Consider the following 16,959-nt stretch of genomic DNA (forward strand, 5'->3'; position numbering starts at 1 on the left):
AGGCTTGGTAGCACTGCCGAAGGCACGGTAGGGACTGCCGAAGGCACGGTAGGGACTGCCGAAGGCACGGTAGGGACTGCCGAAGGCGCGGTGGGGACTGCCGAAGGGGGATGTCCCCGATGGCCGGTCGCAGCACATGGTCGATGCTCGATGCAGCGGTGGGAGGGACCACCGGATGATCGAGGGGCATCGCCATGGAACTGCATCCGTACACGACCGATCTCGGGTTCGCTCGACGAAGCGCCCGCTACCTGGCAACGAGCGGATGCTCGCCCCGCCAGATCATCGAGGCACTGGTCGAGCAACTCGATCTCAGCTTCGACGCTGCCACCCAGATCGTCGGCGGGCTCACCCTCGCCGAGGCGAGGGTGAGCTGACCGCAGGCCAGGATTCAGTCGCCGTCGGGAGCGATCCAGTCGGCCCGGTCCTGCACGTAGCCGAGCAGCTTCTGGAAGGGGACGGTGTCGCTGTCGTTCAGCTTCGTCATCAGGCCGACCGTGGTCACGGTCCGACCGAAGCGCACCGAGGCGACCATCAAGATGTCACCGTTGTCGGCGGGGTCGCCCTCGTGGGTAATGAGGACCGCGAAGTACTGATCCGTGGCGACCGTCGTCAGTGTCATCGGGGTCTGTGTCTCGACGTAGGTCGTCCCATCGACGATGGTGCCGCAAGTTGCCTGGAGGGACTGACCGGCGGCGATGAAGGCCTGAGCCTCTGCCTCGGTGTCGAACTCGTGGACCGTTTGGGTAGCGAACGGCCGAACCGAGGGGTCGAAGCCCGAGACCCGGCCGGCGAACGCCGCAGCGGGGGAGAATCGGTCCTTGCATGGAATGCCGGACCCCAATGCCGCGAGTGTCAGGGTGTCGGACCACTCGTTGACACCAGTGGCTTCGTCTACTTCGCCGGGGCTGAGGAACAGGTCGAGTGGTACCCACTCCGACTTGCCGGCGTAGGGGTAGCGGTCGACGAACTCGGTGTTCGCCGTGATCCACTGCACCACACCGTCCTGGCCGAGACCGTTGTTCATCTCGCCCAGCCAGTAGGCGTAGCCGTCGGGGTCGGGCTCGCGGCCAAGGACGTTCGGGTAGACGATGTCCAGGAACGCCGCATTGCCGAGGCCCGTGCCGTAGTCGGCGATGAACTCGTCGGAATTGCTGAACCCCCAGGCCAGGTCCTCGAGCGATGCGCCGTTGCGGTGCTGATCGATCCAGTAGATGGCACCGGCGACGTCGGCCTCGCGACGGAAGAACGCTCGGTAGAGACGGAGGACGGCGGCGTCGAGCGGTGCGAGGTAGCGCGGCGATGCGGTGAGCTCCTCGATACTCGCGGCGGGTCCGACGGAGTCGTACTCCGAGGTCGGAGCGGCCGGGGTGGCCAGGGTGAGAAGGAGGATGGCGGCCGAGGCAAGGGTCGCGGCGAGCCGGGTGGAGGTGCGGGTGGAGCTGGTCATGGGGTGACGGTACGAAGCGCCGAGCGCTGCGTCTGTGAGGTGGTTCACAGATCGACGGTCGGGCTGGGGCCGACGCTCGTGGGCCATCGGGCTCATCTCCGAGCTACAGAATTGTGAGCGAATGTGCTCAAGATTTTCGCGTCGATCTTCCGATGTAGGTCGTATGCCCTGGTATCAACCGCTCCCTCCCACCGTCTGGTGGACGTTCTCGGCGTCCGCTGTGCTCGCTTCTGCTTACGTGCTCGTCTTCCTGGCCCGCCACCCGGTTGACGGAGAGTCGAGAATCGTGGACTGGTCACAGCGGCATCGGGTGCCGATCCTGCTCAGCGGAGCGGTGATGGTCTTCACCGTGCTGCCCAACCCGATTGTCCTGACCGCCATGCTCGGCCTGTTCCTCTGGATCCGGCACTCGGCCGACCAGTGGGAGCGCGACCAGACGCTGCCGCGGGGGAGCGCCCAGTACTACTGAGACACTCGCTCGCTTGGTCGAACGGTCGGTCGCAGCCACCCGTCGGCTCAGCCCATCTGTCGACGCTGAAGCCCATCCTGGCGATCTGTCGACACTGAAGCCCCCGAATGAGCTCCAGTGTCGAAAGATCACACGAATGGGCTTCAGTCCGCACGGTTCGCGTCGGGCCCGACACGAACGTCGAGGAGCGGCCGGCCCGACGCCGCACGACCACCCGTCAGGCGGGCACCGGTGCTTGGTGACCGAGGATCCAGTCCCTCGCCAGCTCGGCGGCAGCCTGGAGTGTGCCCGGCTCCTCGAAGACGTGGGTGGCACCGGGAACGACTCGTAGCTCGGACTCGCAGCGCAGCTCGGCTTCGGCCATCTCGTTGAGGCCGAGCACGACGTCGTCGTTGCCGCCGACGATGAGCAGCGTCGGTGCTTTGACCGAGTGAAGGTGGAGCCCGGCAAGATCGGGCCGCCCGCCACGCGACACCACCGCCGTCACCATGCTCTCGGGAGCCGCCGCGGCGCGTAGGGCGGCCGCCGCGCCGGTGCTGGCCCCGAAGTAGGCAACGGGCAGACTCCCGAGGTCGGTCTCGGTGAGCAGGATGCGAGTGACGTCGCGGAGTCGACCAGCCAAGAGCTCGACATCGAAGACCTTCGAGCGGTTCTGCTCCTCGTCGGGGGTGAGCAGGTCGAACAGGAGTGTCGCCAGCCCGGCTTCGTTGAGGACCTCGGCGACGAACCGGTTGCGCGGGCTGTGACGACTGCTGCCGCTGCCGTGGGCGAACACGACTACGCCGCGGGCGTGCTCGGGAACGGTCAGGTGACCGCTCAGCCGGACCTGGCGGATCTGGAGGTCGACCTCGTCGTCGCGTGGCTGGGGTTCATCGGCGACGCCGGCGGGCGACGCGGTGTCCACGAGCTGCAGCCGGTTGGCCCGCTCCAGGAGCGCCAGCACTTCCTCGTCAGTGGTCTGGGAGAAGTCCTGGTAGAACTCGCCGACGCCGCTGAAGTGACGGGGCATCTTGACGTTGATCATCTCGTCTGCGACGCCGGCCAGTCGGTGCTTCCAATCGGCGGGGGCGACCGGGACCGCGAGCACGACGCGTTTCGCACCTCGGGCTCGCACGATCTGGCAGGCCGCCGAGGCGGTCGATCCCGTGGCGATGCCATCGTCGACGACGATCACCACCTTGCCCTCGAGCGGGATCGCCGGCGCATCCGATCGGTAGAGGACTGCTCGTCGTTCGAGTTCGTCGCGCTCGCGGTCTTCGATCGTGCGAAGTTCGGTGGCGTTGGTCTCGGTGCGCTCGATGATGTCCTGGTTGAGCACCCGGATTCCGCCCTCGCCGATGGCGCCCATCGCCAGTTCGGGCTGGAAGGGGACACCGAGCTTCCGCACGATCACGACGTCGAGTGGGGCATCGAGCGCATCCGCGACCTCGGCCGCCACCGGCACTCCGCCGCGGGGCAACCCCACGACGACCACGTCGTCGCCGTGGAGGTGGTGGAGTCGCTGGGCGAGCTGCTTGCCGGCATCGGTCCGATCACAGAACATCGATCTCTCCTTTGCGCTTCTCTCGATGATCGTGAGCGGGTGGCGACCGCTGTAGAGGCCAATGTCCCTCCACCAAAGCTCAGGGGCTCCCAGCAGTTCCCCAAAAGCTCAGGGGCTCCCAGCAGCGGGCTGCGGGAAGGCCCTGAGCTTCCCCGAGATTGCGGCGAGTCCCTGAGCTTCGCGCCGTGTCAGCGGCCGCCGTGAGCGACGGTGTTCTCGGTGGCGGGGTGCGCTGTGTTCAGCGGGAGCGGCCCCACTGCCGAGCGGCGAGGTCGTCGGCGATCTGGGCGAGGTCGTCGATCACCAGCATGGTGTCGTCGAGCGCCTCGTCGACGATGAACTGCCGAACCTCGTTGGTCTTGCTTTCATCGCCCACGTCTCGCAGGTACGCCGCAGTGACTCGGTCGAGATGGTCGATGATCGTCGTCGAGAACGCCATCGCGTCCTGTTGCGAGGTGTCGCCGATCAGCACGACATCGGCATTCGGAGCAGCATCGAGGATGGCGGCGATGCCGCTGACCTTGTGGGCACCGTGCGCGCCCCCGAACGTCGAACGGTTCAGCCCGAGGTCGCGCAGCAGGAGCGGGCCGACCGGGAAGCCGTGGTGGTCCATGAAGGCGGTGAGGAAGTCGAACAGGTTCCAGGGACTGCTCGAGACGTAGAACACCGGACACGGCGGAGCAGCAGGAGCACCGATCGTGGTGAGCCGCCGGTAGAGCTCGGGAGCACCGTCGATCGGCCGCCGGGTCAGATGCGATCCGGCGATGGTCTGGAGCACGGTCCGGGCCACGTTGCCCGCACCGTTGCTGAGGATCGTGTCATCGATGTCGGAGATCACCAGTCGATCGGTGGTCTCATCGACCACGAGTGAGGGCAGGACCCAGGTGGCGTCGTCACGATCGGGGAGTGCGCCGTGAGCATGGACCCAGCTCCCACTCCGCAGGGCACCGTCGTCGACGTCGATGGTCGCCTCGAAGTAGCCGTCGGCATCAGTCGTGGTCTCCGCCTGCCGATCGCCGATGTGGATGACGATCGGCTCGTCGGCGATCTCACGCGTGGCGAAGCGCTCGGCCATGCGCAGCACGGCCCGAGCCGAGTGCTCGCCCGGCTCGGCTGGGGTGATCTCGGGGTTCGCCAGCACTCGTCCGGCAAATCGGAGCTCGCCGGCAGGACCGAACGAACGGTAGGGATCGATGCGTGCCGGCGCCCGCCGGACCAGTCGGCTAATCAAACGACGCCGTTTCTGGATCGCGGTGGTGCAGTTGCGAGGGGGCGTGGCCGGTCCAGCGGCGGAAGGCGCGGGAGAAGGCAGCGGTCTCGCTGAAGCCGACTCGTAGCGACGTTTCGGTGACCGACACGCCGTTGGTCAGCAGCGCCGTCGCCAGGCCCAGCCGCGTGTCGGCGACGACGCCGCGGAACGTCGTGCCGTGTTCGCCGATGCGGCGTTGGAGTGTGCGGGGGCTCATGGCGAGTTCGCTGGCAATCACGGCCAGTGCGGGCTCTCCCGCCGAAAGGGCGTCGGCGAGGCAGGCGCGGATGTCGTCGAGAAAGGTGTCGGGTTCGAGCCCGGCGAGGTAGTCGGCAACCACCGCGTCGCTCACCGAGGCAAGGCGTTCGTTGCCGCCGGGGATCGGGCGGTCGGCGTCGGCGACGGCAAAGGTCAGCCGATTCTCGGTGGCGGCGAACTCGATCGGACAGCCGAAGAAGCGCTCGAACCGATCAACGGCCAGCGGCTGCGGCCGCTCGAGCCGAAGGGCGATGGGGGCGAGTTCACGGCCGAGCAATGAACGAGCGGACCGCACGATGGCGGCCAGCACCGCATCGAGCGCCGCGGGAGCAGGCCGCTCTCGGGCACTTCGCCAACCGATGACGAGTGAGAACTCGCCATCGGTCTCCTCGACGGTGCCACGGGCGACATCGGCGGTGATGCGGCTGAAGCGCGCCACGCGTTCCAGCGCCAGACGGAGGGAGGCGCTGGTCAAGAAGGCGCTGCCCATGGCATGGAAGGACCCGGCGGTGACATGACGCGAGACCTCGATGCCGAACCCGTCGTCGCCGGTTGCCTCCACGGCGTGCTGCCAGAGTCGAGTGGACGCCGCCAGCGGCAGCCGCGCCTCGGGGTCGGCGAGTTGAGTGCGAGTGATCCCGCTGGCGTCGAGCAACGGTTGGGGATCGACACCACGGCTCTCCAGCGCGCGCACCAGGGTGTCGGTCCACGCGATCAGCACGCTGGGCGAGTTGCTCGGCGCAGACGCTGCGGACATGGACGGAACGTACCAGCCCTCCCCAAGTTGGCGCATTCGGTCAAGTCATTGGCGTGGTGAGTCGCGGCGGGCACGACGTCGGACGTGCACCGTGGAAGCAATCGGATCGAGGGGACGAGACCATGCAACAGCTGAGTGGACTGGACACCGAGTTCCTCACCATGGAGGCCGGCCACGGGCTGGGACACATCACCGGCGTGCTGATCGTCGATCCGTCGACGTCGCCCGAACCGTGGACGTTCGAGCACTACCGAGCGCACCTCGCCTCACGCCTTCACCTGCTGCCGGTCTACACCAAGAAGCTGCGGGAAGTGCCGTTCGGCATCGACCGCCCGTACTGGGTTCCCGACGACGACTTCGATCTCGACTACCACCTCCGGTTCGCCGCGGTGCCGGGAGACGGTGGGCGGGAAGCGTTCGCCGACTTCGTCGCCCGAATCCACGAACGGCCACTCGACCGCAGCCGACCGCTGTGGGAGAGCTACGTGATCGCCGGGGTCGATGGCGACAAGTTCGGCCTGCTGTCCAAGATCCATCACTGCGCCATCGATGGCGAGGCCGGCGTGGAGATGCTCGGCGCCGTGCTCGACCTGACAGCCGAGACTCCCGAACGACCGGACGACGGTTCCCATCCACCCCCGCCCCGGGTGTCGACCAGCCAGATGGCGGCACGTGCCGCGCAACATCTTCTGCTCGGGCCACTGCATGCCGCGCGGACCGGCGTCGAGCTGGCCCGGGCCCTGCCCAAGGTCGCTCCGTCGATGATCTCGACGACCCCGGGCCTGTCGGCTCCTCGAGTCTCGTTCAACGACGTGATCGGCGAGCACCGGCGCTTCGCCTACGCCTCGATGCCGCTGCATTCGGTCAAGGCGGTCAAGACCGCAGCAGACGCAACCGTGAACGACGTGATCATGGCCTTGGTCGGCTCGGTGCTGCGGCAGTGGTTGCGTGACCACGACGAGCTTCCGGCCAAGTCCCTCACCGCCATGGTGCCGATCTCCCTGCGAGACGCCACCGACAGCGAGACGCTCGGCAACGTCGTGTCATCGAGCGTGGTGACCCTGGCCACCGACCTCGACGATCCGGCCGACCGACTCGCAGCGGTGCACGACGCCATGCTGAAGGTCAAGGAGCAGCAGAAGGCGCTGCCCAAGCGGCTGGTGACCGACATCGCCGAGCTGACGCCGCCCGCGGTCGCGGCCTCGGTCGCTCGGACCACTGCGCGGCTGGGGCTGGCTCGGTGGGTGACGCTGCCCTACAACGTGGTCGTCTCGAACGTCGCCGGTCCGCCGATCCCGCTGTATCTCGCCGGGGCCCGGGTGCTCCACAACCTGCCACTGTCGGCCATCGCCGACGGAGTCGGTCTGAACGTCACCGTGCAGTCGACGGAGGACACGATCGACGTCGGCTTCATCGCCGATCGCGATCTCGTGCCCGATCTGTGGGCGATGGCCGATCTGGTGCCGGGCGCACTGGTCGAGCTGGCGCAGGCCGTGGGGCTCGAGTTCGACCTCGACGACCTGGCGTAGGCGTTCAGGAGGGAGCCGGCGCTCAGCGACGGAGGGGGCGGAAGTTCGGCGGGCGTTTCTCGATGAACGCTCGCAGTGCCTCATCGAAATCACCGGTCTGTTGGCAGCGTTGCTGCGCACCCGACTCCAGCGCGATCACCGTGTCGAGGTCGTCGATCGCCAGGCTGGCCTCGAGCGTGCGCTTCGACTCGCGGAGGCCGGTGGGCGAGACAGCGAGCAGCTGTTCGATCAGCGGCTGGGCCAGCGCCCGTAGCTCGTCGTCAGGTCCGCTCGCCGACGCAAGTCCGATCCGTACGGCCTCGTCGGCATCGACGAATCGCCCGGTGTAGATGAGTTCACGCGCCATCGGGAGGCCGACCAGTCGAGGCAGGAAGTAGCTGACACCCATCTCGCAACCGGACATGCCGATGCGGGCGAAGGCGTCGTTCATCTTCAGCGAGGCACCGGCGAAGCGGAAGTCGGCGGCAAGGGCCATGGCGAAACCGCCGCCCGACACCCCGCCGTGGAGCAGCGCAATGATTGGCTGCGGAATCCGCCGCATCAGCGGAGCGAGATCGCTGAGCGTCGGTTCGCCGGGATGGAAGGTCGGCCGGTCGCCGTCGGCGGTTTGTTCCTTGATGTCGAGCCCCGCGCAGAACGCCCGACCTGCACCCTGCATGACGACGACCTGGGTCTCGACGTCGGACATCTTCGCCTGCCAGTAGTGCGCCAGCTCGTGGACCATCGTGCCGGTGATCCCGTTCATCCGCTCCGGTCGGTCGAGCGTGAGGGTCTCCACCGATCCGTCTCGCTCGATGCGCAGCGTCGTGTAGTTCATGGTTCCTCGGATCGTCGGCGGCTGGTGCGAGCAGAACCTAGTGGCTGGGCGCCGAGCGTCGAATTTCTCCGCGGCGGTGCACGCGCTAGACCAACGTGTGCGCACCAACACCGCAACCAACAACTCGAGGAGTGTTCGTACGATGGAGATCTCTGGACTCAAGGCCATTCTGATCGGCGGGGCATCGGGCTTCGCACGAGCGACGGCCGAACGCATCGCCGCCGGCGGTGGCAAGGTGGCAATCCTCGACCGCGAGGGATCGGCCGGGCCCGAGGTGGCCTCGTCGCTCGGCGGCACGTGGCACCCGTGCAATGTGCTCGACTTCGAGGGCATCGAGCTCGTGATCAATGAAGCCGTCGAGGCGCTCGGCGGTCTTGACGCTGCCGTCAACACGGCGGGCGGTGGCAAAGCGGGTCGGACCCTCAGCCGCAGCGGCCCATTCTCACTCGACGACTTCCGTGCGTGCATCGACCTGAACCTGATCGGCACCTTCAACACCAACCGGTTGTGTGCGGCGCACATGGCCGAGAACGAGCCCAACGAAGACGACGAGCGCGGTGTGCTGATCAACACGGCATCGATCGCGGCGTTCGAAGGGCAGATCGGCCAGGTCGCCTACACCGCAGCCAAGGCGGGCATTGCCGGCATGACTCTGACCATGGCCCGCGATCTCGGTTCGCTCGGGATCCGCGTGAACACGATCGCCCCGTCACTCTTCGCCACGGGTCTGACCGCCGGCGTCACCGAAGATCGAGCGGCGAATCTCACGAAGGATGCGGCGTTCCCGCGGCGCCTCGGTCGTCCCGACGAGTATGCCCGGCTCGCCATCGCGATGATCGAGAACCCGATGCTCAACGGCGACACGATTCGTCTCGACGCCGGCACCCGGTTCGCCCCGAAGTAGACCGATCGTGACGGCATGCTCGTGCGCCCGGTCGGACGCACGAGCATGCCGCTCGCTACCGTGCGGCTGGTGACCTCACCTGCAGCACCCTCACTCGTGTTCGCCGACCTCGCCTCCGCCTGTGGTGACCGCCCGGGGCTGCTGTGCGAGGCCGTCTACGACTGGACGTCGAGCGAACGTGCCGCCAAGGCGGTCGAGTGGCTGCTCGATCGACCGCTGCGGATCTTGTTCATCGTGATCGTGGCGACCATCGTGTCGCGGATCGTTGCTCGGTCGATCACGCGATTCGTCGATGGCCTGGTTCGCACGGCGCCCGAGGTGGCCGACGACGAGGAGGTCTCGCGTTTCGGTCGGAGTGTCGATCGTCTCCGCTACCTCGGCGACCGGCAGGCCCGCGCCCGGCAACGAGCCGTGACCCTTGGAGCGGTGCTGCGCAGCGTGGCCCGGGCGGCGATCTGGTTCGTCGCCGCGCTGCTCGTGTTGGGCGAACTCTCGATCAACCTGGCACCGCTCATCGCTGGGGCCGGCATCGCCGGTGTGGCCATCGGCTTCGGCGCCCAGTCGCTGGTACGCGACTTCCTCGCCGGGATCTTCATCATCATCGAGGACCAGTACGGCGTCGGCGACATCGTCGACGTCGGCGAGGCGTCCGGTGTGATCGAAGAGGTGACGTTGCGAACCACTCGTCTGCGCGATGCGGCCGGTGTGCTCTGGGTGGTGCCGAACGGCGAGATCCGGCGGGTCGGCAACTCGTCGCAGCTGTGGTCGAAGTCGCTGCTCGACATCGAGGTCGCGTACGACACCGACGTCGATCACGCAACGAACGTGATCAAGGGCGTACTCGACGAGCTGTGGCATGAGCACCTCCCCGACGCCACCATCATCGAGGAACCAACCGTCCTCGGTCTGGAGTCGTTCGGCGCCGACGCCATCGTGTTGCGAGCCGTGGTGAAGACCGAGCCGTCCGAGCAGTTCGCCGTGGCTCGGGTGATCCGCGCTCGGCTCAAGAAGGCATTCGACGCCGAAGGCATCGAGATCCCGTTCCCTCAGCGAACGGTCTGGCTGAAGAACGAGAACGACCCGAACGAGCCGTCGGCTCCGCCTGGCGACTGACGTCTCGCTGCTGTCAGAGCGTGCCGGTGACTGGGTCGCGTTCGGTGAGGCAGTAGGGGAGACCGGCCGGGTCGGTGAGCGTGATCCAGCGTCTGCCCTGTCGGGCGAAGGTCGCGCCCAGTGTCTGGTGCCACGCAGCGATGGCGTCGCCGTGTTCGCCGACAGCGAAGTCGAGATGGGCGCGGGCGAGGGTGGCAGGATCGTCGTCGTCGAGGCGCTGGAGGAGGATGCGCAGCGCCATGCCGTCGGGCCGTTGGAGCACCCGGAACTCCGGGACCGAGCCTCCGTGGATCGGCCATCCGGTGAGATCCGACCAGAATCGACACTCGTCGTCGAACGCGTCGTGTGGGATGTCGATGCTGATCTGATCGAGCAGGTAGACGACGCCCAGATGGGAAACCTCGACCGGCGAGGGGCGCTGCGCCTCACCGTGGTGCTGGACCAGGCAGAAGGTCATACCGCGCGGCGACCGCATGACGGCCAGGCCGTCGTCGACCCGATCGATCAGCGTCGAACCGAGCCGGAGGGATCGGATCGTCTCGTTGTCAACCGAGTCGACGTGTAGGTCGAGGTGGACACCGACATCGCCGCTGTCGGTCTCTTGCACTCGAAGGAAGGCGTCGCCGTCGCTGGGCACGAAGGTGGCGAATTGGCCGCGATCGCCACGACGGGCCGACAAGGCCGAGTTCGTGGCGACCTGCCAGAATCGGAGCTCGTCCCCAGCCGATGCTGCGGAGTGGTCGATGAACGCGGTCAGCCAATGCACACCCATCGGCGCAGCGTAGATGCGCCGATGGGTGCAGCAGTCGTCAGCTGCCGGACCACTCCGGCGCCCGCTTCTGGGCGAACGCTGCGGGTCCTTCCTTGGCGTCGTTCGAGCTGAACACCGACTGCTGGAGCGGTGCCTGGATGGCGTAGAAGTCCTCCTCGGAGGCATCGACCGCGGTCCAGATGAGCTTCTTGGACGCCTTCACGCCGAGCGGGGCGTTCTTGGCGATCGCCTCGGCCAGCTCGATGGCGACGTCGACTGCCGATCCCTTGGGCGCCACTCGCGATACCAGGCCCGACTGGAGCGCCTCGTCGGCCTTGATCGCCTCTGCGGTGAGCGCCATCTCCATGGCCTTGGCGAAGCCGACCCGACCGGGGAGCCGCTGGAGGCCGCCGCCGGCTGCGAACAGTCCGACCTTGACCTCGGGGATGCCGAACGAAGCATTCTCGGCCGCGACGAGCAGGTCGCAGGTGAGGGCGAGTTCGAGGCCGCCGGCCAAGGCGAAGCCCTCGACCGCGCCGATCAGCGGCTTCTCCGAACCGTGACGGATGAACTGCATCATGGGCCCGATGTCCTCACCGGCGGCGAACGCCTTGAGGTCCATGCCGGCGCAGAAACCGCGGCCGTTGCCGGTGAGTACGCCGGCGGTCAGCGAGTCATCGCCGTCGAGTTCGGCGATGGCGGCGACCAGCCCGGCCGACAGCGCGCCGTTGATCGAGTTCATGGCGTCGGGGCGGTTGAGCGTGATGATCATCACGCGACCGCGGCGCTCGGTCAGGACGGCATCGTCGGACATCGGGGGTCTCCTTGGGTAGGGATCGAACGAGCGGTGACGCTAACACAGCCCCCTCGCCAGCTCGAAGGCCGCTTCTCCCCTCCGCCTCCACGGCCGGGTGCCAGGGCAACTCTGGCGTCCCGACACCTCTCAGCGGCATCAACTCTCCAAAGTTGCTTGGGGTGGGGGTACGGGTGGGTGGGGGTACGGGTAGGTGGTCAGTTGCCGAACGAGATGGTCGGCGCCTGCTGTTGGCCGTCGGGTGCCTCGTAGAAGGTCCGCTGGCCGACGCCGGCGATGCCTGAGAAGAACATCCAGGGGATGGTCGACACCAGCTTGTTGAGCGTGGCGACGGCATCGTTGTAGTACTGGCGGGCGAACGAGATCTGGTTCTCGGTCTCGGCCAGTTGGCGCTGGAGGTCGAGGAAGTTCGTGTTCGCCTTGAGGTCGGGGTACGCCTCGGCGACGGCGTTGACATTCACCAGCGCGTTCTGGAGCTGAGCATCGGCGGCGGCCTTGGCGGTGACGTCATCGCCCTTCGCCGCAGCGGCCAGGCGGGTGCGAGCCCGCGTGATCTCCTCGAGCACCTCCTTCTCGTGCCCGGCGTAGCCCTTGACCGTCTCGACCAGGTTGGGGAGGAGATCGGCACGGCGAGTGAGTTGGACGTCGATGCCGCCGAGCGCCTCTTGGGCGCTGATGTCGGCTCGACGGAGTCGGTTGAACCCGCTGGCACCGAACGCCACGAGGGCGATCAGCACCACGAGGATGATGACGTAGATCATGGTCGCATTCCCTTGGTTGTTGGCTGGTCGAGGATTGGTGGTGGCAGCGTCGGGCGGTTCGGGTCGATGGTCACCATGAGCCACCTCCACCGCCGCCGCCACCGCCGCCGCCGGAGAAGCCGCCGCCGCTGCTCGAACTGCTTTGTGTGGCTTCGTAGGACGAGATCGCGCTGCTCAGCGTCGACTGGAAGTCGCGCACCATCGAGCTCGCGAACTGGCTGGAGGTCATGCTGTAGTGGCCGGGCCCGAAGTAGATGGGGAGCGGCGGTTCGGTGCCCATCTCGGTGCGGTACTTCGAGGCCCAGTTGTCGGCACAACCGAAGGCCACCGCCCATGGCAGGTAGGCGAGATAGAGCTCCTGGCGCCCCGCGAAGTCGAAGCGGTCGACACTGGACGGGGTCGAGAGAATCCGGTGGAAGCCGCCGACGCGAGACCACAACTCGCGTCCCTTGGCGGTGCGTAGCGTCGAGGCACCGGGGAGGAGCAGGGAGGCGGCGCCGGCTGCGAAACCGCCCGGGATGAGCCCGAGCAGCGACATCGAGAACGGGTTCCAGATGCCGATGACGACCATGATCGCTGCGGCGGCGATGACGAGGAACCGCCCGAAGTCGCCGAGACCGGCGGTGTCGAGATTGCCGGACTGGCGCGCCCAGTTCTTCACGTCACCGCCGAATCGGGACATCTCGGCCTTGAGCTTCTTGCCGCCGGTGACGTCCTTCTTCTTGGCCGTGAAGGTGCCAGATCCGATGAGATGCGTGATGCCCTGGGTGACCGGGTCGAGTTGGGCCCACGCCGCTGGGTCGTTGCGGTTGGTGATGGCCCAGCCGGACGCATCGTGGTGCAGATCGATCGCTCGCTTCTCGGCGGCCAGCATGAGGGTGGCGACATAGGCGTCGTCGCGGTTGCTCTCCTCGAGGACGTATGACGCCTGCGCCGGGCCGATGCCGTCCGGAGGTGCGTACATCAGTGGGAACGGCGGTGTGATCTCGACCGATCGCCGGGCAGCGGAGAGACCGAGCGCGCTGGTTCCGGCGGTCAGGAGTGCCACCAATCCGATCAGGAACGGATGGGTGCCGAGGACCGGATCGAACCGAGCCGGCCACGGGAGAGCGTTGCCGCTCGCCGGGCGCGGGATCGAGAGCGAGGTGCGAAGAGTGACGGGCGTGTTGGGTCCGAGATCGGCGGCATGGACGGCCAGCTCGGACGTGCCCGCTCCCGTCAGGTCACAGGCCGGTGGTTCGGTCCCCAGTCCGACGCCACATCGGATGGCCTCGGCGGCGGCGGGCAGGTGCACGGTGAGGTCGGCCGAGTCGATGCGCTGCGCCCAGCCGGCCGGGATCAGGTTCCAGTAGAAGGCGGATGGTCGCTCGCCTTCGCCATCGATGATGACACCGTCGATGGCGTAGGCGATCTGGTAGATGTGCTGGCCGGGGGACACGTAGGCATCGGGTGAGCCGACGCGGGCCACGGTGTAGCGCCCGCGGTCCTTGCTCGACATATCGACTCGGACCGGCGCGCCGTCCATCGTGATCGAGATGTCCTCGACGTTGCGACGAGCGCTGGTGTCGTTGTTGTCATAGCGATCCCAGAAGCGGAAGATGCCGTGCAGGCTGGGGGAGCGGGGGAAGTCGACCGTCAAGGTTTCCACGACCTCCAGCCGTCCGTCGGCGGCGAGGTCGAAGTCGGCGACGTACGACGTGATGGTGGTCGGCTCGAAGGTGGACGCCGCGGGGTTGTCGCTGGTGGGAATCAGGCCAGGGAGGAACAGGCCGAACGTGATCACGACCAGGCCGATGAGGCACGCCACGAGTCGCTTCATGTCGTGAGCCTACGCTCGACCTCGTTGGCCATGCTCAACAGGAATTCAACACCGGATCACGTCGATCGTCGCCGCAAACGCACCATCGTTTCGCTCGCGGCGCCGGCACCTGGCAGGCTGCGGACGTGACCGTCGACACCTCGGCGTCGGGCCTGACCCGATCGCAGACGCACCGCATCTTCGTCGGCATGTTGGTTTCCACCTTCTTGTCATCCCTCGACGGGACCGCCGTCTCCACCGCGCTGCCCACCATTGCCGGTGACCTCGGTGGCATCGACCAATTGCCGTGGGTGCTCACCGCCTACCTCCTCGGTTCGGTCGCCGCAACACCGCTGTACGGCAAGTTGAGCGATCTCTACGGACGGCGGGCACTCACCGAGGCGGCGCTCGGCATCTTCGTGGTCACCTCGGTGATGGCGGCGGCGTCGCAGACGATGTGGCAGCTGATCGTGTCGCGCGGGCTGCAGGGCATCGGCGGTGGCGGACTCATGGCGATGGGGTTCATCGTGATCGGCGACATCTTCTCGCCGCGTGAGCGTGGTCGCTACATGGCGTACTACACGATGAACTTCACCTTCTCCTCCATCGTTGGCCCGGTGATCGGCGGCCTCTTCGTCGACGTTGCTTCGTGGCGCTGGATCTTCCTGATCAACCTGCCGCTCGGACTGCTGGCCGTGTCGATCATCCATCGCAACCTGACGTTCCGACTGCCGGTGCGTGAGCACCGGCTCGACTTCGTCGGGGCGCTGGTGCTGGTGACTGCGGTGACGGCGCTGATCGTCGGCCTGGCGCTCGGTGGCGAGACCTACCCCTGGAGCTCGGTGCAGGTCGTGGCCCTGCTGGCTGCGGCTGCCGTAGGCGCTGTTGCTTTCGTGTTCTGGGAGCGGCGAGCGCCCGAGCCGCTACTACCGATGCGCCTGTTCTCGAACCCGACCTTTGCGATCCTGATCACGGGCAATGCGGTCTATGGCATCGCCGCGATGGGCGTACTCGCCTTCTTCCCGCTGTACTTCCAGGTTTCGCTGGGGGAGTCGCCGACTCGGGCCGGGCTGATCATTGCGTCGATGAGTATCTTCGTGACGGTCGGGTCCTATACCGCCGGGCGGATCACGACGGGAACGGGCAGGTACCGACGCCTGCTGCTGGTAGCGCCCGCCATGTCACTGCTGGCGCTCGTTGCCTTCACCTTTCTCGACGCCGACAGCCGAGCAGTCTCGGCCATCCCGTTCTTGGCCATCCTCGGCGCCTCGATGGGAACGGCGTTCCCGACCATGACCACCGCCACACAGAACTCGCTCGCCCTTCCCGATCTCGGAGCGGGCACTGCGGCCGTCAACTTCTTCCGCACACTCGGTCAGACACTCGGCGTCGGCGCCTACGGTGCGCTCCTCACGAGCCGGATCACCAGCGAGCTGGCCCGCACCGAGGCCGGTATCGACCCGAGCGAGTTGTTGTCCACGCCGGAGAACATCAAGGCGCTCGACCCGTCACTCCGTGAGGCCGTCGAATCGGCGGTGGCGGTCGCAAGCCACTCGGTCTTCCTGGCTGCGCTGCCGGTGATGGCCATCTTCACCGTGGCTGTCTGGTTCCTCCCCGAGCTCGAGCTGCGCACCACGACTGCGCTGGCCGCCCAGGAGCCGGCACCTTCGGAGACCTGAGGATCCGACGGATCGGGGTTGGGCAGACGGGCTCTCAGCGCGGTACGGCGTGCCAGTGCTCGGCGATGCCGAAGCCGACACGGCCGTCGGTGGTGAAGCGAGCCAGTCCCTCGTTGATGAAGGTGACGCCGTCGCGGCGGGGCACCTTGGTCGGGCAGATGGTGAGCACCTCGCCGTCGACCGTGATCGACTGGCCGTTGCTGTCGGTACCGACGAGCTGCACGGTCTGGTGGAGGAGCGGGTTGTCGGGGTCGAGGACCGTGGTCATGCTCACGTCGTCGAGCGACAGCGTCTCGCCGTCGCGCTGGATCCAACCCTTGCCGCGGAACGTGCCATCGGCCGTGCGGCCGCAGGTACCGCCCAGCGCGAGATCGGGTCCGAAGTTCATCGAGAACCAGTTGATGAACAGCCCGCTGGAAACGGCCTCGGGCTCCGACGACTTCGACTTCGAGCCGCTCGGCGCCTGCCACGTGCGTGGCCCCCACGACTTGTCGCGGACGCCATAGGCGTCGACCGTCCATGCATCGTCGCCGAGGCGGATCACGCCGGTCGCCCGTCCGGTCTGTTCGAAGTGACCCTGCGAGCCGCCGACGGCGTAGTGCGGTTCGCTGAGCGCCTCGAAGGAGATGTCCATCTCGAGCTGCTGCTCGACCGACCAGCCCTCGGGCCGGTCCTTGGTGGCGAGGAGCATGACGGTCGGGTCGTCCATCACCTTCGCCTCACCCGAATACACGATCGACCACTGCTGGAACGGCTCGCCCCGGCGGAGGGTGAGGTTGGCGACCTGGGGGTCGGCGTCACCCATCGAATCGATGAGCGCCGGGGTGAGGTCGGTCCGTCGTCCGTAGGTGAACGCCACCCGACCCTCGGGGAGATAAACCGCGTGGAGGGCATCGGCCCATCCGTCGTTCGGCCGGAACCCCATGCGAGTGAAGGCGCCGATGCCCGACTCGGGATCGACGAAGTTGAAGTAGTAGCTCTCGCTCCAGGCGCCGTCGTCGCCGACGGGATGGAAGCGCTCGTCACGAGGGTCGGGCGTCGTCATGGCGCCATGTCTACCCCAGCCC

16 protein-coding genes are annotated in these 16,959 nt (G+C 67.2%); 6 read left to right on the forward strand and 10 right to left on the reverse strand.

The window, feature by feature from the left end:
• Window positions 1-194: 194 nt before the first annotated feature.
• Window positions 195-377: a hypothetical protein gene (locus R2733_18400; GenBank protein MEZ5378481.1), complete on the forward strand. Its 183-nt coding sequence runs from the start codon at window positions 195-197 to the stop codon at window positions 375-377.
• A gap of 14 nt (window positions 378-391) precedes the next feature.
• Here the strand turns inward: R2733_18400 and R2733_18405 are convergent, their stop codons facing one another.
• Window positions 392-1,450, reverse strand: a complete 1,059-nt coding sequence (locus tag R2733_18405; GenBank protein ID MEZ5378482.1) for a DUF4214 domain-containing protein — start codon at window positions 1,448-1,450, stop codon at window positions 392-394.
• Between the two features lie 286 nt (window positions 1,451-1,736).
• Here R2733_18405 and R2733_18410 point away from each other — a divergent pair, with 286 nt between their 5' ends.
• Window positions 1,737-1,919, forward strand: a complete 183-nt coding sequence (locus tag R2733_18410) for a hypothetical protein (protein ID MEZ5378483.1) — start codon at window positions 1,737-1,739, stop codon at window positions 1,917-1,919.
• Window positions 1,920-2,136: 217 nt separating this feature from the next.
• Here R2733_18410 and R2733_18415 read toward each other — a convergent pair whose 3' ends face one another.
• The 3 genes from R2733_18415 to R2733_18425 all read right to left on the reverse strand — a co-directional run bounded on the left by R2733_18415 (window position 2,137) and on the right by R2733_18425 (window position 5,726).
• Window positions 2,137-3,462 carry an alpha/beta family hydrolase gene (locus tag R2733_18415; protein MEZ5378484.1) on the reverse strand — a complete coding sequence of 442 codons (1,326 nt, stop codon included), beginning with the start codon at window positions 3,460-3,462 and terminating at the stop codon, window positions 2,137-2,139.
• Between the two features lie 238 nt (window positions 3,463-3,700).
• Window positions 3,701-4,693: a phosphatase domain-containing protein gene (locus R2733_18420; GenBank protein MEZ5378485.1), complete on the reverse strand. Its 993-nt coding sequence runs from the start codon at window positions 4,691-4,693 to the stop codon at window positions 3,701-3,703.
• Complete coding sequence (locus R2733_18425) at window positions 4,686-5,726, reverse strand: AraC family transcriptional regulator (protein MEZ5378486.1); 1,041 nt, start codon at window positions 5,724-5,726, stop codon at window positions 4,686-4,688. The genes R2733_18420 and R2733_18425 overlap by 8 nt, the downstream gene beginning before the upstream one ends.
• 122 nt (window positions 5,727-5,848) lie before the next feature.
• Between R2733_18425 and R2733_18430 the strand changes: the two genes are divergently transcribed.
• The gene (locus R2733_18430) at window positions 5,849-7,255 is read left to right on the forward strand and encodes a wax ester/triacylglycerol synthase family O-acyltransferase (protein ID MEZ5378487.1); all 1,407 of its coding nucleotides are present in this window, start codon (window positions 5,849-5,851) and stop codon (window positions 7,253-7,255) included.
• Window positions 7,256-7,277: 22 nt separating this feature from the next.
• Here the strand turns inward: R2733_18430 and R2733_18435 are convergent, their stop codons facing one another.
• Window positions 7,278-8,072 carry an enoyl-CoA hydratase-related protein gene (locus R2733_18435; protein ID MEZ5378488.1) on the reverse strand — a complete coding sequence of 265 codons (795 nt, stop codon included), beginning with the start codon at window positions 8,070-8,072 and terminating at the stop codon, window positions 7,278-7,280.
• Between the two features lie 142 nt (window positions 8,073-8,214).
• Here R2733_18435 and R2733_18440 point away from each other — a divergent pair, with 142 nt between their 5' ends.
• A complete protein-coding gene (locus R2733_18440) occupies window positions 8,215-8,976 on the forward strand; it encodes an SDR family oxidoreductase (GenBank protein MEZ5378489.1) in 762 nt (253 codons plus the stop codon).
• Between the two features lie 69 nt (window positions 8,977-9,045).
• Window positions 9,046-10,089, forward strand: a complete 1,044-nt coding sequence (locus R2733_18445) for a mechanosensitive ion channel family protein (protein MEZ5378490.1) — start codon at window positions 9,046-9,048, stop codon at window positions 10,087-10,089.
• A 13-nt stretch (window positions 10,090-10,102) separates the two neighbouring features.
• On the opposite strand, the gene R2733_18450 is transcribed toward R2733_18445, so the two are convergent.
• The 4 genes from R2733_18450 to R2733_18465 form a co-directional block, all read right to left on the reverse strand.
• Window positions 10,103-10,861, reverse strand: coding sequence for a VOC family protein (locus R2733_18450; protein MEZ5378491.1), 759 nt, complete (start codon window positions 10,859-10,861; stop codon window positions 10,103-10,105).
• A 37-nt stretch (window positions 10,862-10,898) separates the two neighbouring features.
• A complete protein-coding gene (locus R2733_18455; protein MEZ5378492.1) occupies window positions 10,899-11,654 on the reverse strand; it encodes a crotonase/enoyl-CoA hydratase family protein in 756 nt (251 codons plus the stop codon).
• Window positions 11,655-11,851: 197 nt separating this feature from the next.
• Window positions 11,852-12,415: a LemA family protein gene (locus tag R2733_18460; GenBank protein MEZ5378493.1), complete on the reverse strand. Its 564-nt coding sequence runs from the start codon at window positions 12,413-12,415 to the stop codon at window positions 11,852-11,854.
• A 70-nt stretch (window positions 12,416-12,485) separates the two neighbouring features.
• Window positions 12,486-14,234, reverse strand: a complete 1,749-nt coding sequence (locus R2733_18465; protein MEZ5378494.1) for a DUF2207 domain-containing protein — start codon at window positions 14,232-14,234, stop codon at window positions 12,486-12,488.
• A gap of 125 nt (window positions 14,235-14,359) precedes the next feature.
• Between R2733_18465 and R2733_18470 the strand changes: the two genes are divergently transcribed.
• Complete coding sequence (locus tag R2733_18470) at window positions 14,360-15,892, forward strand: MDR family MFS transporter (GenBank protein ID MEZ5378495.1); 1,533 nt, start codon at window positions 14,360-14,362, stop codon at window positions 15,890-15,892.
• Between the two features lie 34 nt (window positions 15,893-15,926).
• On the opposite strand, the gene R2733_18475 is transcribed toward R2733_18470, so the two are convergent.
• Entirely contained in the window at window positions 15,927-16,937 is a 1,011-nt protein-coding gene (locus R2733_18475) for a hypothetical protein (protein ID MEZ5378496.1), read from the reverse strand.
• Window positions 16,938-16,959 lie beyond the last annotated feature (22 nt).

It is taken from the genome of Acidimicrobiales bacterium (genome assembly GCA_041394265.1).
Taxonomy (GTDB): domain Bacteria; phylum Actinomycetota; class Acidimicrobiia; order Acidimicrobiales; family SZUA-35; genus JBBQUN01.

Bases quoted from the DNA above. Each gene is read 5' to 3' on its own strand.
- R2733_18475 (MEZ5378496.1), bottom strand. From the start codon at position 16,937: ATGACGACGCCCGACCCTCGTGACGAGCGCTTCCATCCCGTCGGCGAC.
- R2733_18405 (MEZ5378482.1), bottom strand. From the start codon at position 1,450: ATGACCAGCTCCACCCGCACCTCCACCCGGCTCGCCGCGACCCTTGCC.
- R2733_18465 (MEZ5378494.1), bottom strand. From the start codon at position 14,234: ATGAAGCGACTCGTGGCGTGCCTCATCGGCCTGGTCGTGATCACGTTC.
- R2733_18455 (MEZ5378492.1), bottom strand. From the start codon at position 11,654: ATGTCCGACGATGCCGTCCTGACCGAGCGCCGCGGTCGCGTGATGATC.
- R2733_18430 (MEZ5378487.1), top strand. From the start codon at position 5,849: ATGCAACAGCTGAGTGGACTGGACACCGAGTTCCTCACCATGGAGGCC.
- R2733_18415 (MEZ5378484.1), bottom strand. From the start codon at position 3,462: ATGTTCTGTGATCGGACCGATGCCGGCAAGCAGCTCGCCCAGCGACTC.
- R2733_18450 (MEZ5378491.1), bottom strand. From the start codon at position 10,861: ATGGGTGTGCATTGGCTGACCGCGTTCATCGACCACTCCGCAGCATCG.
- R2733_18425 (MEZ5378486.1), bottom strand. From the start codon at position 5,726: ATGTCCGCAGCGTCTGCGCCGAGCAACTCGCCCAGCGTGCTGATCGCG.
- R2733_18460 (MEZ5378493.1), bottom strand. From the start codon at position 12,415: ATGATCTACGTCATCATCCTCGTGGTGCTGATCGCCCTCGTGGCGTTC.
- R2733_18435 (MEZ5378488.1), bottom strand. From the start codon at position 8,072: ATGAACTACACGACGCTGCGCATCGAGCGAGACGGATCGGTGGAGACC.
- R2733_18440 (MEZ5378489.1), top strand. From the start codon at position 8,215: ATGGAGATCTCTGGACTCAAGGCCATTCTGATCGGCGGGGCATCGGGC.
- R2733_18400 (MEZ5378481.1), top strand. From the start codon at position 195: ATGGAACTGCATCCGTACACGACCGATCTCGGGTTCGCTCGACGAAGC.